7 protein-coding genes and 1 tRNA gene are annotated in these 25530 nt (G+C 48.9%); 7 read left to right on the forward strand and 1 reads right to left on the reverse strand.

Features of this window, described 5'->3' with window-relative positions; all coding sequences use genetic code 11:
- Positions 1–44: 44 nt before the first annotated feature.
- The 6 genes from DR864_RS23965 to DR864_RS23990 all read left to right on the forward strand — a co-directional run bounded on the left by DR864_RS23965 (position 45) and on the right by DR864_RS23990 (position 23427).
- Entirely contained in the window at positions 45–19211 is a 19167-nt protein-coding gene (locus DR864_RS23965) for a choice-of-anchor D domain-containing protein (RefSeq protein ID WP_114069336.1), read from the forward strand.
- A gap of 393 nt (positions 19212–19604) precedes the next feature.
- A complete protein-coding gene (locus DR864_RS23970) occupies positions 19605–20354 on the forward strand; it encodes a DUF5602 domain-containing protein (RefSeq protein ID WP_114069337.1) in 750 nt (249 codons plus the stop codon).
- Positions 20355–20411: 57 nt separating this feature from the next.
- Complete coding sequence (locus tag DR864_RS23975; RefSeq protein WP_114069338.1) at positions 20412–21014, forward strand: c-type cytochrome; 603 nt, start codon at positions 20412–20414, stop codon at positions 21012–21014.
- 450 nt (positions 21015–21464) lie between these two features.
- On the forward strand, positions 21465–21842 hold the full coding sequence (locus DR864_RS23980; RefSeq protein WP_114069339.1) for a LytR/AlgR family response regulator transcription factor: 378 nt from the start codon (positions 21465–21467) through the stop codon (positions 21840–21842).
- Positions 21843–22152: 310 nt separating this feature from the next.
- Positions 22153–22536 carry a LytR/AlgR family response regulator transcription factor gene (locus DR864_RS23985; RefSeq protein WP_114069340.1) on the forward strand — a complete coding sequence of 128 codons (384 nt, stop codon included), beginning with the start codon at positions 22153–22155 and terminating at the stop codon, positions 22534–22536.
- A 111-nt stretch (positions 22537–22647) separates the two neighbouring features.
- A complete protein-coding gene (locus DR864_RS23990; RefSeq protein WP_114069341.1) occupies positions 22648–23427 on the forward strand; it encodes a DUF3050 domain-containing protein in 780 nt (259 codons plus the stop codon).
- A 47-nt stretch (positions 23428–23474) separates the two neighbouring features.
- On the opposite strand, the gene DR864_RS23995 is transcribed toward DR864_RS23990, so the two are convergent.
- The gene (locus tag DR864_RS23995; RefSeq protein WP_114069342.1) at positions 23475–25139 is read right to left on the reverse strand and encodes an amidase; all 1665 of its coding nucleotides are present in this window, start codon (positions 25137–25139) and stop codon (positions 23475–23477) included.
- 161 nt (positions 25140–25300) lie between these two features.
- On the opposite strand from DR864_RS23995, the gene DR864_RS24000 reads away from it, so the two are divergent.
- Positions 25301–25372, forward strand: a tRNA-Arg gene (locus tag DR864_RS24000).
- Positions 25373–25530 lie beyond the last annotated feature (158 nt).

Below are 25530 nucleotides of genomic sequence, written 5' to 3' on the forward strand. Positions count from 1 at the left end.
TATGATCCACAACCCATTCTAACAAGTTTTAAATTTTGCTACCAATGAAAAAACTCTTTTATCTTTTTATGGCTTTGATGCTGAGCCATTCCCTCTTTGCTCAACCAGAAATAAACATAAAAGGTCGAAATGTGACTATTTTGAGCGGAGATACAAGCCCTTCGACGGACGATAATACGTCATTTAACCGACAGTATACTTCCGGAGCAACTGTAACGCAAACTTTTACAATAGAAAACATCGGTACCACTACTTTAACCTTGACTGGAAATCCTTCTGTTACAGGTACAAATTCAAGTGATTTTACCGTTACTACAAGCCCCTCTTTGAGTATCCCTGCGGGAGGAAGTACCACATTTTCCATACGATTTGACCCCTCTGCTACCGGTACACGAACGGCAACAGTAACTGTCAATAATAACGACAGCAGCGAGGGTGCTTATACTTTTAATGTTTCGGGAATAGGGCAATCGACCACACAAGTTCGATGGGTAAATAATCAGGGAGCAAGCCGCCCATCAACCGTTACTTTAGATGGCGTAACCTATCCTGTTTTTGCCAACACCTACACCGATATACAGAGTGCCATCAATGCCGCCGTAACGGATGATATTGTGTATATAACAAACGGTTTATACCGAAACCCCAACGAAGCTACATCCAATAGCTGTGTATTCTCAGGAACAGGCCAGCAGTTTAATCTGTATCTGACCATTGAAAACAAAGGGATTACCTTAACCTCGGAAACAGGAAATCACTGTACTTCCGATGCCCGTTTGGTTGGGTATGGAATATTTACCGATAATGCCGCAAATACCCAGATTCAAGGCTTACATCTTGACAGTGTGCGGGTAAATGGTTTTTGGGACACCAATTTTGCTACGGGAAGTCCCTATTCTCAGTCGGGGAATCTAAAAATAAGGAACAATAAAATTTCCAATACAAGAGGACATGGTATAAAAACGGATACCGGTGGCCCCACGGGCGTCCCCATTAACAGAGGTGCCTGGGATATTACGGGTAACTATTTTGAAAATATCGGTTTTTATAATGCAATGGGTGACTGCCCGACTCCTTCTCCAGTCACTGCCATTTGGTTAGGTGAAGCTGGGAATAGTTTTTTGATTTCGAATAATATTATTGATAATACCAAATGGGCGGGTATTTTGTGTGATGGCTACGGTGGCTATCAATCCATGAGTAGTTTTCCAAATTTGGATGGTGCCGTAACTATCTCAGGCAACAGAATTAACCGTACCGTAGATGCGGGGATTCAAATTGGTTTCTCCTCCGGAACGCCGGGTTACTATCCGACCAATGCCTACATTACGCACAATACCATCACCAACGCCAATACCGGACAAAGTTTGGGCAGTGGGGCTATTACGGTGCTTTCGAGTAATGTCAAAGGTAAAAATATCATGTATAATGATGTATCGACTTCTTTCAATGGCTTAGCCATAGATATTGCAGGGTGGGAAAGCGCGTCTGCCGCTAACCCAACTTATGTAAATTACAATAATTTTTATAACCTGACGAGCGGCAGCTTTGGGGTTACGCACAAAGCCGGAATATCGCCAAACGGTCCTTACGGTACGGCTGATAACCTGACTTTTTATAATTTTGAAAATAACTATTGGGGAGCAGCAAATGGACCGATGTACACAACGAATCCGAGTGGGACGGGGGTTGCTCTGCGAAAAGAAACGGTAGCTATCAGTGGGCTCGTTTATTCGACCAGTGATTTTGACTTTACCCCGTATAGCACCACTGCAAACACAGTTTCGTCGGCGAGCCTTAGCTGCTGTCAGATACCTACTGCCAGTATATCCTATTCAGGTTCTCCATTTTCAACAAACGGCAGTACAGTCAGTGTCAATCGTACCGGTACACCTACGGGCACATTTACGTCAAGTCCGGCGGGATTGAATCTGAACGGAGATACCGGTCTGATCACCCCAAGTTTGAGTACGCCGGGTACCTATACAGTTACTTATCTCGTGGCAGCTTCAGGGAGTTGCAATGCGGTGACGGCCACTGCTTCGGTAACGATTGTTATCCCCGAAATGAACCTCAAAGGCAATGGTGTCAACATTGTTGACGGTGATACCAGCCCATCCACTACTGACCACACCGATTTTGGTGCGCAGTTGGTCGCATCGGGCACGGTTGTCCGCACCTTTACCATCGAAAATACGGGTACGGGCGCATTGAACCTTTCGGGTAACCCTTTGGTGAGTATCAGTGGCATAAATGCGGGAGATTTTACGGTGACTCAATTACCAACCACGCCCGTGGCAGCCACCAATGGCACCACCACTTTCCAAATCACCTTTGACCCTTCAGCCGGTGGACTGCGAACCGCTACGGTGAGCATTGCCAATGATGACAGTGATGAAAATCCCTATACGTTTTCTATACAGGGAACGGGGTCAACTACGTGCTCCCAAGTAGCTACCGCTACTCAATCAATGTCTTGGAATGGCTCTGTCAGCAATGACTGGACAAACCCCTGCAACTGGACGCCCAATGGTGTGCCCACTCAAACCAATCCCGTGGTGATTTCTAATGCCGTACCCGTCGTCATTCCTTCTGGGACAAATGCCGCGGCCAAATCAATCAGCCTCAATGGCGGTTTCGGCAATAAAGCTTCGCTGACTATCAGTCAAGGTTCCGAACTGCGTATGGGCAGTACAGAATCTACGGTGACTAAGTTTAATATGGTGCAATATGCCACCGTAACCAACAATGGCTTACTCATTCTTGAAACAAGCGGGGGCGGCGGGGTCAACAGTACGTTTGAGATGGGTCTTGATGACAACGTTTTCCATAACTATGGGGCAGTTGTGGTCAATTCTACCAATGCAACTCCTATTCAAATTGGCAATAATGGCTCCAATCCCTCCAATGCCACCTTCCACAATTACGCGTGTGCTACTTTTGCTAACTATAGCGGACAAATGTTGCTGAATAGCGCAGGAATCTCCTCTTTTAACAATACTGGGCTGTTCAGAACATTAGGGAATTTAGGCGCGGTAGGAACATTTACGAATCAAAACGGCGGCGTGGTATTTGTCGGAGGGACGCTAACTCATAATCCAATCACCACCAATAGCGGCTCAGTACGAGTAAATGCAAACCCCACCGCTACCACGATGTTTACCTATAATGGTACTTATAATGGTACAATTGAGATTTTTACAAATGCAGGACTCTCCAACTCGGCAGGTACTTACAATCAGACTACCAACACCTTTACTCCTTCAAATGGTCTTCCAGCAGGGTCTGTTCCTCTTTATATAAAAATAACATCGACGGCGAACAATTGCAGCTATATTGTACCTATTGTTTATCAAAATGGCTGTGCGCAATTAGCCACGGCCACAGATAACATGGGCTGGAATGGATCGGTAAGCTCCGACTGGACAAACCCCTGCAACTGGACTCCCAATGGTGTGCCAGGGGCTGGGAATGCGGTGGTCATTCCTACTTCTAGTACCTACCCGACGATTACGACGGGTACAAATGCTGCAGTTAAACAAGTGAACATAACAGGTAATGGGAGATTGACAATAGAAACAGGGGCTAATTTAATAGTCCAAAACAGTAACACTGGTCTTTATTTAATTGACAATGCCCAGATCATTAATAGAGGTAGCACCACTGTCACAAATACCAATCCCAGTGTTCAAAATCAGTACACGGTTTATATGGCAGCTCCTACCACAATATTCGATAATTATGGAACCCTTACGGCCAATGGTGCTCAAAATTGGGGGGGGTATCTTGCAGGAACTTTCAATAACAAAACGGGAGCCACGCTAACTGCCTCGGGTTACAGAGGTGTTTATATAGGAGCAGGAGGAAAAATTATCAATGAGAGTAATGCGACTATCAATGCAACTGGTTCAAATATTGGTTTAGTGCTAGACGGCCAAAATACAACCAGTAGCAATAGCGGTACTATCAACAGCAGTAAAATTGAAATAGTAAACGCAACCACGTTTACGAATCAGAACTGTGGCGTTATTAAAACTACGGGTAACCTTGATATCTCAGGCAACTCCGTCTTTAATAATTATGGATATGCCAATATGGGAGGCGACTTGGGGCACTACATAGCTACTACTAATAATTATGGGGTGCTTAAATATAACAACCTGGTGGGGAGTGTGAATAATACGACTAACTCAGTTGTTGTCAACAACTCCACTCCAATTTTTACGTTTGGTGCTTCGTATAATGGCAATGTGAATGGCATCTTTACGAATGAGGCTGCTACTACCTCTGCGGGTACATATACCCAAGCAACCAATACTTTCACCCCATCGGGGGGATTGCCTACGGGTTCGCAGACCTTGTACGCCAAAATTACGCCAAACGGTGGAGCTTGCTTTTATGTAGTGCCGTTTACGTACAATAACACCTCTCCCGAAATGAACCTCAAAGGCAACGGTGTCAGTATTGTTGACGGTGATACCAGCCCATCCACTACTGACCACACCGATTTTGGTGCGCAGTTGGTCGCATCGGGCACGGTTGTCCGCACCTTTACCATCGAAAATACGGGTACGGGCGCATTGAACCTTTCGGGTAACCCTTTGGTGAGTATCAGTGGCCCAAATGCGGGAGATTTTACGGTGACTCAATTACCAACCACGCCAGTGGCAGCCACCAATGGCACCACCACTTTCCAAATCACCTTTGACCCGTCGGCAAGTGGTTTAAGAACGGCTACCGTGAGCATTGCCAATAATGACAGCGATGAAAACCCTTACAATTTCAGTATTCAGGGAACGGGAGAAACTCCTCCCGCCATTTCGAACTCGCCAGCAAGTAAAATGGTATGCGTAGGTACCTCTACCACCTTTAATGTTTCGGCTACGGGGGCAACATCCTATCGATGGCAGGTGAGTACCAATGGCGGTGCTCAATACAATAACATCACTGATGGAGGGGTCTATTCCAACGCTGCTACTCCAACGTTATCCATTAGTAATACCACCGGTCTGAACAATTATATGTACAGATGTGTGGTAACAAATGGAGCTGGCAGTACAAACTCCAATGGAGCCACTTTAACGGCTCTTTCTTGTGGCCCCTGTGATATTCCCCAGTTTGAAGGCGGAGGATCAGTAATACTGTCAACCAACGCAGGCGGGCTCCCTAATTCATTTCATTCATTCGTTCCGTCCTGTACGGGTAATATCACGAATATTCGTTTAAATTTAGCCACTTCGTTAACTTTGGTTGGCACCACATTAAGTTTAAATATTTACAATAGTTCAGGTGGGGGTATTGGCTCCGGCAGTCCTGTTCTGACCGGTATAGAAGCCTCGGGTCCTCATGATTTCTCTTTCAACGTCCCGGTAGTTTCGGGGCAAACCTATTATTTTGGGTTTTCGGCTGTAGGGTTGAGCCTTGTAAATTCAGTTGCTCTTGAAGGTTCGGCCGCAAATCCGTACTCAAGCGGAGGGATATCTTCCACGATAGGCGGTACGGTATCATTAAATGATGCGGTATTTTTGATAAATATAACCGCGACCCCTCCTGAAATCAACCTCAGAGGAAACGGCAACAGCATCGTCGGCGACGGGACCAATACTCCGTCTGCCGCCGACCATACCGATTTTGGTTCTGCCTTGGTCACGGGCGGAACCGTAACGCGCACCTTTACCATTGAAAATACGGGCTCAGGTACGTTGAACTTAAGCGCCAACAACCCCAGAGTGACGCTGACCGGTCACACGTCTGACTTTACTGTAACGACCCAGCCCTCTGCGGCAAGTATTGGGTCTAACGGCAATTCAACTTTCGGTATCACGTTCGACCCTACCGTTACTGGAACGCGAACGGCGATAGTAAGCATTGCCAATGATGATTCAAACGAAAACCCCTACACTTTTAACATTCAGGGAACCGGTACGCTGCCTGCTGATTACAGCATCACCACCACCGGAGGCAACGTAGTTATTACCGACATAACGGGCACGGGCGAAACCCTTGAAGTATCGCAAAGCGGCAGCAACATTCGTTTTAACGTCACTGGCAAAACATACAGCATAGATGGTGGTGCCACAACGCCGTTTACCACGCCTGCCGATATTGCCCTTGCCGGCAAAACTGGCATTACCATCAATGCAGGCAATGGCAATGATGTCATCAATGTCGGTGCATTTAGCGCCAACCTGCCTGGTCTGACCATCAACGGTGGTACAGGTGATGACCAGGTGAATTTCAATGGCGATATCACCTTCGCTGCCAATACCAACCTGGATGTGGATTTGCAAAACGATGATGCCACCCCCGGCACCGATCAGGTTACCTTTACCAACAGTGCCAACCTGGTGCTCTCAGGCACCGGTGCCGCTGTAATAAAAGTGAGCCGCAACATTAACTTTAGCAATGGCACAGCTTCACTCGAAACGACCAACGGCAACCTAACCCTGGAAGCCAATCAACAGGCCACGGCCACTACGGGCAACTTCATCGGAATAGCAGTCAGTGGCGCTACGGTAAGGGTCAATGGCACAGGAACCCTGACGGTCAGAGGCAAAAGTGGCAACGACTCGGTAATCAACCAATTTGGTATTTTGGTACAAAATGGAGGATTGATCAGTGGTGGCACTAACGCCACGGCCACCATAGAAGGCTCAGCGGGTGCTGGATCAGCCAATGGCAACATTGGCGTATATGTCACAGGTACCAATGCACGCATTAGCTCCTTGGGTGGGAATGTATCGGTTGTGGGTTCGGGAGGAAGTACGGGCGCCAGTTCTACTGGCCGGGGTGTAGCCGTAACCACAAATGGAACCATCACTGCGGGGGGCAGCGGCACTGTGACCGTGAGTGGTACGGGCGGTGCAGGCACGGGTAACTTTAACGCAGGGGTTTATGTAGCAGGTTCGACAAATACCTTTATTACATCCTCCAGTGGAAATGTGAGCGTTACTGGAGTCGGTGGTGGAACCGGCTCTGGTAACAATAATTACGGTATTTGGATGGAATTGGGTGGCACCATTACCGCCGGTGGCACCGGTACAGTAACGGTAAGCGGACAGGGGGGCGGAACTACTGGTGGCAGCAATTTTGGGGTTAAAACAGCAAGTTCCGGCGCTCAAATCACTTCAAGTGGGGGCAATATAACCGTAACTGGCATCGAAGGTAGCGGGTCAGGCAGCATTGGCATCAGTCATACACTTCCGGCTGCGCTCACCACGGCGACGAATGATGGTAACATCACCCTCATCGCCAACAGCATGGATTTGGGTGGCACCGTCAGCACCCAATTGCTTGGCAACACCACCGTGCGCCCATACACCAACAACGTGCCAATCAACTTGGGTACGAGTTCAAATACCATCAGTGGGCCGCTGGGTCTCAGCGATGCTGAGTTAGATCAGGTTACCACGGGCACCCTCATCTTTGGCAATAGCAACAGCGGTAACCTCACGGTTTCCGCAGATATCACCCGCCCCGCCAGCACCAATGTACAACTCGTCAGCGGTGGCGATGTGCTGATGAACGGCGGCGGATTCAATACCGGCGGCGGCACCTTATTACTCGACCCCGGCACTTCTCCCAAAGCAGTGAAACCTACTTTTAACGGCACAGACGTAACGGCAACGACCCTTTCTTTTGCCGGTGATTTAAGCATCGCCCTCAACGGAACAACCGCAGGTGATGGCACCGGCAGTACCTACTCGCAACTCAAAGTGGCAGGTGCGGTGAACCTGACGGGCGTAGCTTTACTTTTTGAGGGAAGTTATGTGCCCGTAGGCGGTGAAACCTTCACCCTCATAGACAATGATGGCTCCGATGCCGTTACGGGAACATTTACCGGATTGGCGGAAGGAGCAACCCTTTCCAATTTCCGGGAAAGCGGCTTAAATGCGACCATTAGTTATACAGGCGGTTCGGGCAATAATGATGTGGTAATTGTGATTGCGGTCAATAATACCAACCCCACCATCATGGCCGCCGCCGCCGTTACCCGTCAACAGAGCACTCCCGGTTCAAGTGTTACCATCGCCACGGTCAACGACTCCGAAACGCCCGCCGGAAATCTGGTCGTCACGGCGACGACGGTTCCGACGGCCATCACTGTGACCAATATTGTCAATACTTCAGGTACTATCACCGCCACCATAGCGGCCAATTGTTCCGCGGTAATTGGCAATAACACGGTGGTGCTGACGGTGACCGATGGCAACGGCGGCACGGCTACGGCCAACTTTACGGTCAATGTGACGGCCAATACGCCCCCAACGCTGACCTACAACAATGCCATCATCAGCTCTGGCGCAGGCGGCACTATTCTTCCGGCTACCGGCCCAGTTGATAATGGCGCGACCCAAGTTTTCCTGCAGAGCGTTTCTCCTTCTCCATCTCCGGCCACCATTACGGTGAATAATTTAACCGGTGCAGTGACTGTTCCTAACACTATTCCGGTAGGCATTTACACCATCACGGTCGTTGCTTCGGATGTATGCACGACCGACACCGCGGTTCCCATCATGCTGACTGTGCAATCGGCTGATTATACCATCACTACCACCGGCGGCAACGTAGTCATTACCGATGTAACTGGCACAGGCGAAACCCTTGCCGTGAGTGAAAGCGGAGGTGGAAGTAACATCCGATTCAACGTCGCGGGTAAAACGTACAGCATAGATGGCGCGGCAGCGCAGTCGTTCAACGTAACTCCGGCCGATGTGCCGCTTTCCGGAAAAACAAGCCTAACCATCAATGCGGGCGTTGGCAACGACGTTATCAATGTAGGTGCTTTCACGGCCACCTTGCCTTCCATCACCATCAACGGCGGCACCGGCGACGACCAAGTATTTATGAACGGAGACATTACTTTTGCCGTCAATGCCAACCTGAATCTTGACCTGCAAAATGATGACGCAAGCCCCGGCACCGATGCCGTCACGTTTGCGACCGGTGCCAATCTGGTACTTTCAGGTACGGGGGCTGCCACGGTCAAAGTGAGCAAAAACGTTACGTTCAATACAGGAAGTACGCTTATTACGGTCAACGGCAATCTCACCGTCGAGGCCAATCAGCAGGCTATACCTACCGCCGGTAATTTTATCGGAGTGCTCATCACAGGCACAAATACCCAACTCCAAACGTCTATTAACGGCACCCTCACGGTGAAAGGCAAAGGCGGAGATGATGCGTCAGGAAGCCAACAGGGAGTCAAACTGGCGGCGGGAGGGAAAATCCTCGGCGGTGAAGGGGCCAATGCCGTTATGGTCGTGGGAACTGGTGGAGCCTCCAGCGGTAGCAGTAATTATGGTGTTTGGTTAACCGATGCCAATTCCCGTATATTTTCGTTGGGCGGACCGGTCAACGTAACCGGTACCGGTGGCGGCTCAGGAACGAGCGGCGGGAATGTGGGGGTACGAGTGACAAGCTCCGGTGAGATTACCTCTGCCGGGGGCAACGTTACTGTTGTCGGACAGGGTGGATTAAATGCCACCGGCAATTCCAATTCGGGAATATCGGTGCAGGCTTCAGGCAAAATTACTTCCAATGATACGGGTGGCAATGTCACGATTACCGGCACAGGAGGAGGCTCGGGGGCAAGTGCATTAAATGCAGGCATTTTTTTAGCGGACGGTGAACTGTCCGCCGGTGGTTCCGGAACGGTCGATATCACCGGTCAAGGCGGTGCGGGGACCGGAATTTCCAACAATGGATTAGCCCTTGAAGGCTTAGTCACTTCGAAAGGCGGAAATATTACATTGACCGGAAAGCTCGGTGGCGGAAGCCTGGGTACCTATGGTATATACATGTCCAAACAAATGTCTGCTCCTGTATCAAGCATTCTAACCAATGTTCACGGCGGCAATATCTCCATCATTACCAACAGTTTTTACATTGTAAATGCACCTGACATCAGAACCACTGCCGCCGGCAGCGTGACCATCAAACCTTTCACCGCCGGCAAAGAGATCAGTATTTTTGGGGGTTTTGATGGGGTCACCGACCCTCTCATGCTCTCCGACTTTGAATTGGATAGAATCAGTACGGGCACACTCATCATCGGTGATGCCACCGCGGGGGACGTCACCGTTGGAGCCGTGATTGATCGCCCAACTGCTACCAATGTACAACTCATCAGTAGCGGTGATGTGGTCATCAGCGGAGGAAGTATTAATACCAACGGCGGTACACTGTTACTCGACCCCGGCACCTCGCCCAAAGCCGTGAAACCTACTTTTAACGGCACCGACGTAACGGCAACTACCCTTTCTTTTGCCGGCGATTTACAAATTGCCATCAACGGAACAACCGAAGGTGATGGTACCGGCAGTACGTACTCGCAACTTAAAGTAGCAGGATCGGTGAACTTGACAGGCGTAGATTTACTCTTAACAGGTTCTTACACCCCCACCGGCAGCGAGACCTTCACTATTATTGACAATGACGGCAGCAGCGACGCCATCACGGGTACTTTCAACGGTTTGGCGCAGGGAGCCACTCTTCCCAATTTCAGAGGAAGTGGCCTCAACGCTACGATTTCCTATACGGGAGGCGACGGAAACGACGTGGTGATCAGTGTGGCGGTTGTTAATCCTGACTATACCATCACCACCGCAGGCAATAGCCTCATTATCAATGATGTATCGGGCAATGGAGAGACGTTGGATATCAGCCAAAACAGCACCAATATTCGTTTCAACGTCACGGGGCGTAAGTTTAGTTTGAATGGCGGCATCGCCACCAACTTCCCCGCCGACCTAGCCCTGGCGGGCAAAACAAGCATTACGGTCAATACGGCCGTCGGCAACGACATCATCAATATTGGTGCTTTTAGTAGTAATCTCCCGTCGCTCACCATCAACGGCGGTACGGGCGACGATGCCGTGAACTTCAACGGCAACCTTACCTTGGCCGCCAATGCCAATCTGGACTTAGATCTACAAAACGACGATGCTACCCCCGGCACCGACGCCGTAGTGATTGCATCCAATGCCGTCGTGACACTTTCAGGAACAGGCACGGCCACGGTGAAGGTGAGTAAAAACCTGACGGTCAATACCGGTGGCAGCCTGATTACCCAAAACGGCAACCTCACCGTTGAGACCAATCAGCAGACAACCCCCACAACCGGGGATTTTTTTGGAGTTGATGTCAATGGTGGCACACTCAAAGTAACGGGCAGCGGGCAGGCAAGCGTGAAAGGGAAAAACGGTACAGAGGGCTTTAAATCGGGGATTTTGGTCAACAACGGCGGCCTTATTGAAGGAGGAACCGCACAACTCTCGGTAATAGGTACGGGCGGAATGGCCAATGGAAACCGAGGCGTGATGGTCATGGGTGCCAATTCTAAAATCACCTCGTCGGGAGGAAATGTAAACGTAACGGGGGAAGGCGGAGGCTTCGTTGGTGCTCCTGAAAGTGGCAGTGGTAATCAAAGCGGGGTAGAAGTGAAAACCTCGGGCATGATTACCGCCGGAGGTACCGGCAACGTGACGGTGCTAGGAACCGGCGCAAGCTTATCCAAAGGCTTTGCTATTGGCGTACATATTAATGGCGGAACGATCACCTCATTGGGCGGCAACGTAAGCGTGACGGGGCAAGGGGGAGGAACCGGTACGGCTCGCAGCAACTACGGAGTACACCTTGAAAGCTCGGGATTGCTCTCGGCGGGAGGTGCCGGTACCGTGACGGTCCGTGGTACCGGGGGCACTGGAACAGATGGGGGAAATGAAGGTATTAAACTGACAGGAAGTGCCATTACTTCTGCCAACGGCAACATCAGCCTGACCGGACAGGCAGGAGGAATGAGTACGAGCAGTAGAAATAGAGGTATAATATTAGAAGAGGCCAGCCGGGTGGCAGCGGGTGGCACAGGCTCAGTAACCGTAGAAGGAACGGGTTCGAGCAGTACAGAAAGTTATAACTATGGAGTTCAAATTGATAACCTTACTTGTGAAATCACCACCAATAATGGAAATATCCGAATCATTGGACAGGGCGGCCAAGGCCTTCCTTCAGTCTTTGCCAACTCTACTGGCAATACAGGTGTAGGCCTCAGTGGTAGCGTCACAGCGGGCGGAACAGGGAATATTTACATTGAAGGAACCGGGGCGAATCAGTCTTTCAGTCATGGAGTAGATATAGGGAGGTCGGTCACAACCAACGACGGTACCATAACGATCGTGGGGGTAGGTGGAGCCGATGCCACCGCTCAATTCGGAAGTTATGGGGTATTATTAAATTTTGGTGGGACGATTTCGGCCGGTAATGGCAAAGCAATCAGTATTCAGGGAACAGCCGGAAGCTCAACGGGTACGTCAAATCTCGGGGTGTATCTCAGAGGAACCATCAGCAGCACAACGGGTGGAAGCATTAACGTAACGGGTATTGAAGGTGGTAGTGGAACAGGAATAGAGATTGAATCTGTTTCAGGAGGGCAAATTACGACAACGGCTAATGGCGGCAATATTACGTTTATTGCCAACAGTATGAATATAATCAATACGGCGATTATCAGCACCAACGCCTCCGGCACCGTTACCTTACGTCCCTATACCAACGGGGTAGCTATCGACTTGGGAGCTGCGACGAATCCCCTCGGCGGGCCGCTTAGTCTTGCAGATGCCGAACTCGACCGCATCACGGCAGGTACACTTCAAATAGGTGATGCCAACAGCGGAGCCATTACCGTCAGCACGGCCATCAGCCGATCTGCCAATACCGCGATGAACCTGACTTCAGGCGGAGCGGTGAATCTGAATGCGTCTTCGCTCAATCTGAACGGCGGCAATCTTTCCATCAATGCTGGCGGCGGGGTGAACCCCACAGCGGCAGGAGCCGATGTTGCCGTCGGGACGGCCTCTTTTACGGCAGGCAATGATCTGAACATTGTCATCAACGGCACCACGGCTGATACGGACTATAGCCAACTGAATGTAGCGGGCAGCGTGAATCTGACGGGCTTGGATTTGGTGCTCAGCGGCAGCTATGCCCCCGTGGGAGGAAATACATTTATTATTGTCAACAACGACGGCAGCGACGCCATCACGGGTACTTTTACAGGTCTGGCACAGGGTGCCACCATTTCTAACTTCTTGGGTAGCGGCCTCAATGCTACCATTTCCTATACGGGAGGCGACGGAAACGACGTGGTGATCAGTGTGGCAGTGGTTAATCCTGACTATACCATCACAACCGCAGGCAACAACCTCATCATCACTGACGTATCGGGCAATGGAGAGACGTTGGACATCAGCCAAAACAGCGCTGATATTCGTTTCAACGTCACGGGGCGTAAGTTTAGTTTGAATGGCGGCATCGCCACCAACTTCCCCGTCGACATAGCCCTTGCGGGCAAAACAAGCATTACGGTCAATACCGCAGTCGGTAACGACATCATCAACGTAGGAGCGTTTTCGAGCAATCTCCCATCGCTCACCATCAACGGCGGCACAGGCGACGATGCAGTGAATTTCAACGGAGACATCACCTTTGCCAGCAATGCCAATTTGGAGGTGGATTTACAAAACGACGATGCTACGCCAGGGGTAGATGCCATCAACTTTGCCGTTGATGCTAATCTTGTGCTTTCAGGCACGGGCACAGCGACGCTTAAAGTAAGCAAAAACGTGACCGTCAATGCGGGCAGTAGCCTACTTACCCAAAACGGTAACTTGTTGGTAGAAGCCAATCAACAGACGACGCCTTCAGCAGGCGATTTTGCCGGGGTTGATGTCCAAGGTGGGGCACTAAAAGTAACTGGCAATGGACAACTAACGATAAAAGGCAAAAGCGGTCTTGAAGGTTATAAATCAGGAATTTCCGTAAACAATGGAGGCCTGCTAGAAGGTGGAACAGCACCAATCTCCCTAACGGGCACGGGTGGTGCCGCAGCTGGCAATGAAAATATTGGTGTGTCAGTAACGGGTACTAATTCTAAAATCACCTCTTTAGGCGGCAATGTTAGCGTAATAGGTCAAGGAGGTGGTCTTGAGGGCGGATATAATCAACATGGTGTAGTGGTCGAAACCTCAGGCATGATTACTGCTGGAGCAACGGGTACTGTTACTGTGCAAGGTACGGGGGCAAACATCACAGCAGGAAATACTTTTGGAGTTTATCTAAATGGCGGAACGATTACTTCCTCAGGGGGCAACGTACGGGTAACGGGACAAAGTGGGGGAAGTGCTAATTCTGGTAACAACCATGGCTTATATCTCGAAAATACAGGGTTAATTTCTGCGGGAGGAACAGGTACTGTAACTGCCCAAGGAACGGGAGGAAATGGTACTGACGGTTACCATTTGGGTATTTATTTGGATGCAAGTTCAATTACCTCCACCAACGGCGACATCAGCCTTACGGGGCAAGCAGGAGGAGCGAGTGAATCTAACACTAATGAAGGTATTCGTTTGGATTTTGCAAGTCGTGTTGCTGCTGGTGGTACAGGTGATATATACATGGAGGGAACGGGTTCGACCAGTTCTCAAAGTTTCAACTACGGTATAAACATAAACGATAGTAATTCTCAAGTTATTACCAATGACGGAAATATTCAACTTATTGGAATGGGTGGAAATGGTACGGGAACATCCACGGGCAATTCAGGTATAAATGTGGATGGGCCTATAAGTGCTGGCGGAACGGGTAACATCTATTTACAGGGAACAGGCGCCAGCAAATCCTTTAGTCACGGGGTTATTATTGATAGCCCTGTCACTACCAACGACGGCACCATCACCCTGATAGGTGTTGGCAGTTCCGATGCCACTGCCCAATTCGGTAGTTATGGGGTAGAAATTGTTGGTTCTGTTACGGCAGGAAACGGTAAAGCCATTATCGTTCAGGGAACGGCTGGAAGTTCTACGGGGCTTTTCAATGCTGGAGTGTCTATCAGCGGGGCCGACGCGCTCAGCAGTACCACCAGCGGTACTATTCAGGTGACAGGAATCGAAGGAGGCAGCGGTACTGGCATATTGATGGAATCAGAAGGATCTATCTCTACCCTCACCAACGGTGGAAATATTACCCTCATTACCAATAGCCTCGATATGTCGGGCACTTCTGCCATCAGCACCAATACAGCGAGCAGCGTAACCCTGCGGCCTTATACCAACGGAGTGGGCGTTGACCTTGGAGCATCCAGCAATACCCTCGGCGGTCCACTTAGTCTTACAGATGCTGAACTAGACAGAATCACCGCAGGAACCATCAACGTAGGCAATACCAACAGCGGAGTAATTACCGTCAGCGCGGCCATCAGCCGCGCCGTTAATACTACCTTGAATCTAACTTCTGGCGGCACAGTTAATCTGAATGCTTCATCACTCAATACCAACGGTGGAATTTTAAATATCAATGCAGTCGGAGGGATTAGTCCCACTGCTGCCGGGATTGATGCCAGTGCCGGAACTGTTGCCTTTACCGCAGGAAATGACCTCAATATTGTTATTAACGGTACCACGGTAGATACAGATTATCGCCAATTGAATGTAGCGGGCAGTGTGAATCTGACTGGCTTAGATTTGGTACTTAGTACAATCAATGCGTTTATTCCGCTAGGTGGGGCAACATTTACGATTGTCAACAACGATGGCAGTGATGCCATCATAGGGACATTCAATGGCTTGGCAGAAGGCGCCACCCTTGCGAATTTTTTAGGAAGCGGTTTGAATGCGACAATTTCTTATACGGGAGGAACGGGAAATGACGTGGTCATTACTGTTGCTTGTCCTGCTTTTGCGGCACCAACGGCTTCGGTTACTGCCCAACCTGATTGCACTACGCCAACGGGAACGATTGTGGTAACTGCACCAACGGGTGGAAATATCCAATATAGCGTAGGTGGGACGTATCAATCTAGTGGTACTTTCAGTGGATTGGCACCAAATACCTATTCGGTAACGGCCAAAAACACTGCTTCAGGTTGTATTTCAGAAGCCTTGAGTTTAGTTGTCAATGTCGTACCTGGTGCACCAACGCTGACAGGGGTTACGTTGACGCAGCCGACCTGCGGGGTTCCGACGGGTACGGCGGTGGTCAACGCCACGGGCTCGGGCACTTTGGAATACTCAAAAGATGGCATGAACTGGCAATTGAGCAATACGTTTTCATTGTTGTCCCCTGCCAACTACACTTTCAGCGTCCGTTTGCAAAGCAATCCTACGTGCGTAGCGACGTCTACCTCTCAGACGATCAATGTCGTTCCTGGTGCACCAACGCTGACAGGGGTTACGTTGACGCAGCCGACTTGCGGGGTTCCGACGGGTACGGCGGTGGTCAACGCCACGGGCTCGGGCACTTTGGAATACTCGAAAGATGGCATGAACTGGCAATTGAGCAATACATTTTCATTGTTGTCCCCCGCTAACTACACTTTCAGCGTCCGTTTGCAAAGCAATCCTACGTGCGTAGCGACGTCTACCTCGCAGACGATTAATGTCGTACCTGGTGCACCAACGCTGACAGATGTGACATTGACGCAGCCGACTTGCGGGGTTCCAACGGGTACGGCGGTGGTCAACGCCACGGGCTCGGGCACTTTGGAATACTCAAAAGATGGCATGAACTGGCAATTGAGCAATACGTTTTCATTGTTGTCCCCCGCCAATTACACTTTCAGCGTCCGTTTGCAAAGCAATCCTACGTGCGTAGCGACGTCTACCTCTCAGACGATTAATGTCGTGCCGGGTGCACCAACGCTGACAGGGGTTACGTTGACTCAGCCGACTTGCGGGGTTCCGACGGGTACGGCGGTGGTCAACGCCACGGGTTCGGGCACTTTGGAATACTCGAAAGATGGCATGAACTGGCAATTGAGCAATACATTTTCATTGTTGTCCCCTGCCAACTACACTTTCAGCGTCCGTTTGCAAAGCAATCCTACGTGCGTAGCGACGTCTACCTCTCAGACGATCAATGTCGTACCTGGTGCACCAACGCTGACAGATGTGACATTGACGCAGCCGACTTGCGGGGTTCCAACGGGTACGGCGGTGGTCAACGCCACGGGCTCGGGCACTTTGGAATACTCAAAAGATGGCATGAACTGGCAATTGAGCAATACGTTTTCATTGTTGTCCCCTGCCAATTACACTTTCAGCGTCCGTTTGCAAAGCAATCCTACGTGCGTAGCGACGTCTACCTCTCAGACGATTAATGTCGTACCGGGTGCACCAACGCTGACAGGGGTTACGTTGACTCAGCCGACTTGCGGGGTTCCGACGGGTACGGCGGTGGTCAACGCCACGGGCTCGGGCACTTTGGAATACTCGAAAGATGGCATGAACTGGCAATTGAGCAATACATTTTCATTGTTGTCCCCTGCCAACTACACTTTCAGCGTCCGTTTGCAAAGCAATCCTACGTGCGTAGCGACGTCTACCTCTCAGACGATTAATGTCGTGCCGGGTGCACCAACGCTGACAGGGGTTACGTTGACTCAGCCGACTTGCGGGGTTCCAACGGGTACGGCGGTGGTCAACGCCACGGGCTCGGGCACTTTGGAATACTCGAAAGATGGGATGAACTGGCAATTGAGCAATACATTTTCATTGTTGTCCCCTGCCAACTACACTTTCAGCGTCCGTTTGCAAAGCAATCCTACGTGCGTAGCGACGTCTACCTCTCAGACGATTAATGTCGTGTCAGAGCCAACGGCTACTATAACTTATGTGGGTAGTCCATACGTCAATGTAGGCACAGCGACGGTAACCCTCACGGGTACGGCGGGTGGAGCTTTCAGCGCTACCCCTTCAGGGTTATCGCTTAACGCATCAACTGGGGAAATCAATTTAGCTACGAGTACTTCTGGCAGTTACACGGTAACTTATACAATAGCCGCTAGTGGTAGTTGTGCCGAAGTGACAGACACGGCATTGGTGTCTATCGTCGCACCGAATCTTGCCCAAATTATTTACGTCAACGGTGCAAACACTTCTCCGAGTCAGGATGGGAGCAGTTGGAGCAAAGCTTTTGCAAGTTTACAGGCGGGTTTGAGTGCAGCTTCGGCATTGACAGGGGAAGATATTCAGGTATGGGTAGCCGCGGGTACTTATAAGCCAGGCTCTTTGCGCCGAGATGTATTTGAGATTCCTTCAGGGATACAGGTTTACGGAGGTTTTGTAGGAACAGAAACCGAGCTGAGTCAACGGAATTGGAATACGCAAAAGACGGTATTAAGTGGAGAAATCGGTACTTCATCTTTGAGCGACAACGTAAACCACGTGGTTGTATTGAGCGCTACAAATGACACAACTCGTTTGGACGGCTTTGTAATTGAGAAAGGTTACGCTGATTTTTACGTACCGACACAAGGCGCTGATTTGGACCAACCCTCCTTGCTGTCGTCGGGAGGTGGGATATTAGCAATTAACAGGAGTAAAGGTTTGATAACGAACTGTGTTATTGCCAATAATCGGGCGATTGGCGGTGGTGGAATTCTGCTGAAAGACAGCAGTGAGGTAAGTATCACGAACAGTATTATCGTTGGCAATGAAGCGACCTTCGGGGGCGGTATCTATCTGGAACGGGCGGGGCGTCCGCATTTTGAAAACCTTCTCATTGTTTCCAATAAAGGACTAGGCGGTGGCTTGTACCTCAATTACAGCGCCCCGATACTGACGCATTGTACGATTGCCTCCAATCAAAGCGTTAGCGGTACGCCTGGAGGTATTTTTAATACAAATTCGTCGGGGACTTTGCAAAATAGTATTTTATGGGGCAACAGTGGTTTTCAAACAACGCCCGGTATCAGTATTCGATACAGCATTGTGGAAGGTGGATTTGCTGGAACTGGCAACCTGAACCAAAACCCACGATTTATCAAAGCGACGTCAAGTGGTCTGGCACCGACGGTAAATTTGGGAGATTATCGCTTGCAGCCATGTTCTCCGGCGATTAATGCAGGAGACAACGCGGTGAGTACGTTGAATCAGGATTTAGACGGAAATGTTCGTCCTTATACAACGGGCTTGGCGATTGTCGATATGGGGTGCTATGAGAGCCAAAGCACAGGCAGCACTGGACCTGCCGTGCTAAGCGTGAGCGAGCCGATAACGGGCGGAACAGTGTTGAAAACAGGTGGCCGAATCACGGCGACGAATCAGGTGTCAGGCGCTACGGTGGAGTATCGAGGCAGCCAGTCTGTTACACTCCTGCCAGGCTTCAGCGCAGCGGGTACTACGTTTCAGGCGGTCATTGGTGATTGTCCCAACTAGTAAATTAATAGCTTCCTAAATCAACAAAACAGAGGCTGTCTCAAAATATTGAGGCAGCCTCTGTTTTGTTGATTTAGGGTTGAAACTATCGCCACGGTTGTCTTTTAACCATAAAATTTTGACGTTGGTTTTGAGTAATAAAAGGGCCTAGACCGAGCTGTTTTACAGTTTTTGTTCAAAATGAGTAAAAGAAAGTTCAAAATGAGTAAGTGAAATTATGGGCTATTCTAAGAGCCTTTGCCATTACTTCGTTCGTGGTCCAGAATGAGGAAGAGAAAGTCCGATTTATGCTAACATCTGCCTGACAAAATCGATCAATTTTGCTTCACCATTCTAACGCAGGATTGGGAGTGGATGTCCACTATTATTTACTAAACAATTAAGTACAATAACATGAAACAATTATTGACATTCTCGCTGTTGAGCCTGTTGTTTTTGACGGGTTGCGACAAAAACAATGAACCTGTTGCTACCACTTTTAGCGGCAAAGAAGAAACTCTCGGCAACGGTAAAGCTTACTCGTGGGTGAGGTTTTCAGCCGACAACATCCCTACCTCTATCGGCTTCACGCTCACCAAAGGTGCCTTGGATAACCTGCCCCACGGAGGCGTAGCCTTGGTGCTGAACTTGCCAGCCGAAGCCGTTGGCAAAACGCCCTTTGATCATATCATGCTGGATTATCTGCACACGGGCCACGAGCCTCCGGGGGTGTACGATGTAGCGCACTTTGATATGCACTTTTATATACAACCGTTGGCCGAGCGTAAGGCTATCCCGTTGTATGAAATCGCTCCTGCTAAGTTTGATAATTTGCCAGCGGCAGGTTTTATCCCGAGCAATTACATCCGTTTGCCAGCAGGTGTGCCTGAAATGGGCGTACACTGGGCCGATCCCGCTTCTCCTGAATTATCGGGCAAAGGTAAATTTGCCGAGACGCTGATTTATGGTTCCTACGATGGAAAATTGACTTTTATGGAACCGATGGTCACGTATGAGTTTCTAAAAAGTAGTCCTAACCTGACAAAAACGATGCCGCTACCCGCGAAGTTTGCCAAGGCGGGATATTACCCGATGAAATACAGCATCAAGCAGGTGGGCGACGACATCGTGGTGAGTCTCGAAGATTTGATGATGATGCAATAAAATATCGACGCCTTTTATACAATCCATTTCTTCGTTCATCCTTTATCAATCGGTATTATGAAAAAAATACATTATGCCATTGTTGCGATTGCTTTGTTCAGTACGTCTGTATTGATTGGTTGTACCGCAAATTCAGAAAATCCCGCAAAAACCGAAAAGGTAGCCGTTAAATCGGAAGAAGCAATCATTAAACGGGGCGAATACCTGGTAGGCATTATGGGCTGTCAGGATTGTCATTCCCCAAAACGAATGGGAGCGAAAGGCCCCGAAATCATTCCTGAACTGCATCTGTCGGGCCACCCAGCCGACCAGCCAATTGGGAAGGTAGTGCCAGAGGCATTGAAAAATGGTTGGATGCTGTTTGGTCCCGACGGCACCGCGAGTGTGGGGCCTTGGGGCGTTAGCTTTTCGGCTAACCTTACTTCTGATGCAACGGGTATTGGTACGTGGTCATACGAGCAATTCAAAACCGCTTTAACCCAGGGTAAATCCAAAGGGTTGGCCACTGCGCGTCCGCTTTTGCCGCCCATGCCTTGGGTAAACTATACAAATATGGCGGAAGAGGATATTGAGGCTGTATTTAAGTATTTGAAAAGCACCAAACCGGTCAAAAATGCGGTCCCAGCACCTATTCCGCCTGACAAATTGGCTCAACTCTAATGTGTTGTTGTTGCCCTAAAAATCTTTCGTGGTAGAAAGGGGAAGGAGGTAAGGGTGAGCGATTCCCAAATCATCACCCGCCTCCTTTTACCATACTGCCATTTCTTTTACATCACCCTTTTTCTACCAATGAAAGAAATGTTTCACTTCCTTTCGGATTTGTTTTTGAGTCCGAATGTTTGGGTGTCTGAGGCAACCCGAACTGGTGCATCAAGCACCCATCAATCCCCCGCTTCTGACCTAAGTCCCGCCCCACCTGGGGGATGATGATATGATACCGTTGGTCTTGTTTTATTAACGCCACAGGCTTCAGTAGCTCTGTGTTTTTGTCGTAATACCCTACCAAGACGGTCACTTCTGTGCTGACATCAGTTTATTGCGTTGCAGTTCTGTTGAAGAGCTGCAGAAAATCCCTTGTTTGATGGTTTTAACTTAAATACGGAAGAGGAGATGAATACTTTTTTAAGTGTTGTGCCTTCCGAAAGCAAAATGGCTTTGCCGCGCTTTCGCACCAAGGAAGGAGAGCGGGTGGTTGACCTGCGTCGAATCGTGTACCTAAGTGCAAAGAGTAACTATACCCAGTTTTATATGGAAGACGGCGAGCAGGTGATTACGTCTCATTCGCTGAATATATACGTCGAATTATTAGAACAATATGGCTTTATCAGAATTCATAAGTCGTATTTAGTGAATGAGTATCATTTGAAAAGTTGTCGATTGCGACCCGATAGAGCCTTGAAGTTGCCCAACGGGAGCGTCATTGAAGTGGCCCGTCGACGCTATTTGGAATTGAAAAAAAAGGTAAAGAGTCAAAGACTTACTTCTTGATTGAGCAACCTGTAGGACTGGTGCAGAACAACACTGCGTTACAGAAAGAACACTTTACTGAGGAACATATCCTACTTTAATTATGACATTTTGAGGTGGATAAGTGACCGAGTAATAGGAGTTGTAGTCTTAAAGACGCATAAAAATTAGGCATATCTACTGGATTGGCGCTATACTGAGAAACTGCCTCAGGGGCTAATCGGCAGGGATTTGTTATAATTGTATGCTTTTTATGTGTTGTGATTGATAGCTATATGTTCTTTACAGCAGACAGACAATACAGGTGTTGTAAAATAAACAAGAAGCGAAAATGAATACTTTTCTCGGGGTTACTCCTTTTGAAAATGTGGTGTATTTGCCGCGTTTTCAAACCAAAAACGGCAACAATACGATTGATCCTAAACAGATTTTGTTTTTGGTGGCTCAAGGAAATTATACCCTATTTCACCTAAAAATGGGGGAGCAAGTCTTAACCTCTTTACCGTTGGGAACGTATGTTTCAACGTTGGAGTGGTATGGGTTTGTTCGTATTCACAAGTCGTATTTAGTAAATTTAGATTGTTTGCAGGAGTGTACAATCCAACGCTTTAGTATCGTTACTTTCCCCAACGGCGAAGTGGTAGAAATTGCGCGTCGAAGAAGGAATAAATTGAAAAGGTTGTTCGAAATGCATCAAATAATTTTTAATCCCTAAGACATCTATTGGGGGCCTGATTCGTATGTAGTACTGAAATTGTCTTTTTTTAGAACTTTTTCTTTTTTTAGTGTTTACACATAAAGAGTTAAGACAAACACACAGTACAGCATGACGCCCATTCAACAACTACAACAAAAAATTGCCCCGATTCGGGAAGAACTGGTCCACCACCCCATTTATAAAAGCGTTCAGACGATAGAGCAGCTTCGGGTTTTTACCGAAAATCACGTCTTTGCCGTGTGGGATTTTATGTCCCTGTTAAAAGACCTTCAGCAGTCACTTACGTGTGTTAAGGTGCCCTGGATGCCCGTTGGGAGTGCCAATACGCGTTATTTAATCAATGAAATCGTGATTGGAGAAGAAAGCGACGTGGACGAAAACGGCTTTCGCATGAGTCACTTTGAACTCTATTTGGCAGCAATGCTCCAAATGGGCGCTGATTCGAGAGCCATTAAAGCCTTGATACAAGGGTTGCAGGAGGGAAAAACGCTGGTAAATGCACTCTCCGAAACAGGGGCAGTAGCAGGCACGCAGGAATTTGTACGACAAACGTTTGCGTTTATTGCTACTCAAAAACCACACGTGGTGGCTTCCGTTTTTACGTTTGGGCGGGAGGATTTAATTCCGGATATGTTTTTAGCGTTTATTAACGAATGGAACGGGGAAGATTCGGTGCGCTTAGCCAAATTTAAGTACTATTTGGAGCGACATATCGAGGTAGATGGCGATCACCACAGCCATTTGGCGATGCAGATGGTGGAAGAACTTTGCGGAACTGACCCTCAAAAGTGGGAAGAGGCCACAGAAAGTGCCATTGCTGCTCTCAAGAGCCGAATAGCGCTTTGGGATGCCGTGTATGACCAGATTTTAGCCTTGCAATTGGTATAAAACGAAAAAGGGTTGACATCTGCCAACCCTTTTTCGTCTACATAACTTTAAATGTTGGGATGTTTCTTGTGCCAAAAAGTGGCATCCTGATATACTTTAGCCACGGCCAATAATTTAGCTTCGTTGTACAATTGCGCGGTAAAGGTGATGCTCGTGGGCATTCCGTTACGGTTAAATCCATTGGGCAAACAAATGCTGGGGTGGCCCGATAAGTTGGTGTAAGTAAGGTTGCCGCCCGCATAAGTGGGCGTGATGTACACCTCAATTTGTTCTTTTTTCAGCACTTGGTACAAATCCTGAATCATTTTGGTTCGTACACGCTGCGCCTGCACATACTCAATGGCGGGGATATACCGCGCCGAGCGAAACTCATTGGGCCACGCATTTTTGATTTGACGCACCATTTGGTCGTCTTTGTTGGTGAGGGTCAGTTCGTCAAAAGCGGCCCCACCTTCAACGCCAATGGTGATGGTCAAATCACCCACGGGGTAGGACGGAAGCTCAAACGGAACTAGCTCGGCTCCCAGTTCGCGTAGTTTGACCAAAGTAACCGAGTCGTTGGCTCGGTTGGCATAGTTGGATTCAAAGCTCTTTTTCAGATACCCGATGCGCGTTCCTTTTAAGGTTTTTAACGGCTCATAATTAAAGGGTACATCTCGAACGGTAGCATCCTGACCATCGGGACCTTGGATGGCGTTGAATATCAGCGCACAATCTTCTACGGAGCGGGTCATGGGGCCTATTTTGTCCATACTCCAGCTTAGGGCCATGGCACCAAAGCGGCTCACCCGCCCAAAGGTAGGGCGAAGTCCAGTGACCCCGTTGACGGTGGAAGGGGATACAATCGAACCGAGGGTTTCGGTGCCGATGGCAAAGGGTAAACAACCTGCTGAAACTGCTGAGCCAGAACCCGCCGAAGAGCCGCTGGCGCCCGTTTGCGTGTTCCAGGGGTTGCGGGTCTTGCCGCCAAACCATACATCTCCCATTGCAAATTCACCCACCGACATTTTGGCCACTAACACAGCCCCCGCTTTTTCGAGCTTTTGGATGACGGTAGCGTCGTAGGGAAGCTGCTGATTTTTGTAAATATTAGAGCCCCAGGTGGTAGGGTGGCCTTTTTTTGCCAATAAATCCTTGGCTCCGTAAGGAATGCCGTGCAACGGGCCCCGGTAAGTGCCGGCTTTGAGTTCGGCATCGGCGCGGGCGGCTTGGGCCAACGCTAACTCTTCCGTGAGTGTAATCACGTTAAGGAGTGTGGGGCTGTATTTTTTGAGACGCTCCAGAAAAAAACGCGTGAGTTCCACGGAAGAAATTTGTTTTGTTCGAATCAATTCCCCTAGCTCTGCCACCGTATAATACGCCAGACTATCGCGCACTGCTGGTAAAGCCACCTTGCCTAATAGGCTGGCTTTAAACGGTTTCTTTACTTTTTCAAACGCAAAGCCTGCGGGTACGGGATCAAAAAGAAGGGCGGGTGCAACGTCGTTGGTCAACGTAATTTTACGAACCCGTTCGAACCCTTTCAGCTGGTCGTTGAGATTTTCGAGCATCGAATCACGCTCGGTGGGACTGAATTCAATTCCAAATACTTTGGAAGCATAATTGGCAATATCGGTAGTAATGGGTTGGTCGGCTGCTCGGTAGGCTGTTCCTAGAAAAAAACTGCCCACACAGGCAACACAGGCAAAAAGAACGTAAATTTTTTTTTTCATGTAAAGTTCTGTTGATGAGTGAATGGAACTAACAATAGTAACAATATAAGGATAGAACGTGTTTGCAATTTAAGACAATATTGTATATTTGCAGCCCGTTTGAATGGATTGTCGGCCGTTAGTGATACTGTCAATTAAGTTTAGAACGAAAGACATATTTTGCACCCGTAGTTCAATGGATAGAATTGTGGTTTCCGGTACCATCGATAGGGGTTCGAGTCCCTTCGGGTGCACTAAATTGATTCACGGTGATTCGTGGTAGTATAAAAAAGGCCTTAGATTCGTTTCTAAGGCCTTTTTTGTTTGGGTCCAGAATCCTTCTTGTTCTTCGAGCTTCGTGGCCTCGCCGTTGCCGTCAGTTTTCTTATTAACTGCCCTGTTTTTTTAGATT

The organism is Runella rosea, from assembly GCF_003325355.1.
In the GTDB taxonomy this organism is placed as follows: Bacteria; Bacteroidota; Bacteroidia; order Cytophagales; family Spirosomataceae; genus Runella; species Runella rosea.

Bases quoted from the DNA above. Each gene is read 5' to 3' on its own strand.
- DR864_RS23980 (WP_114069339.1), top strand. From the start codon at position 21,465: ATGAATACTTTTTTAAGTGTTGTGCCTTCCGAAAGCAAAATGGCTTTG.
- DR864_RS23995 (WP_114069342.1), bottom strand. From the start codon at position 25,139: ATGAAAAAAAAAATTTACGTTCTTTTTGCCTGTGTTGCCTGTGTGGGC.
- DR864_RS23970 (WP_114069337.1), top strand. From the start codon at position 19,605: ATGAAACAATTATTGACATTCTCGCTGTTGAGCCTGTTGTTTTTGACG.
- DR864_RS23985 (WP_114069340.1), top strand. From the start codon at position 22,153: ATGAATACTTTTCTCGGGGTTACTCCTTTTGAAAATGTGGTGTATTTG.
- DR864_RS23965 (WP_114069336.1), top strand. From the start codon at position 45: ATGAAAAAACTCTTTTATCTTTTTATGGCTTTGATGCTGAGCCATTCC.
- DR864_RS23975 (WP_114069338.1), top strand. From the start codon at position 20,412: ATGAAAAAAATACATTATGCCATTGTTGCGATTGCTTTGTTCAGTACG.
- DR864_RS23990 (WP_114069341.1), top strand. From the start codon at position 22,648: ATGACGCCCATTCAACAACTACAACAAAAAATTGCCCCGATTCGGGAA.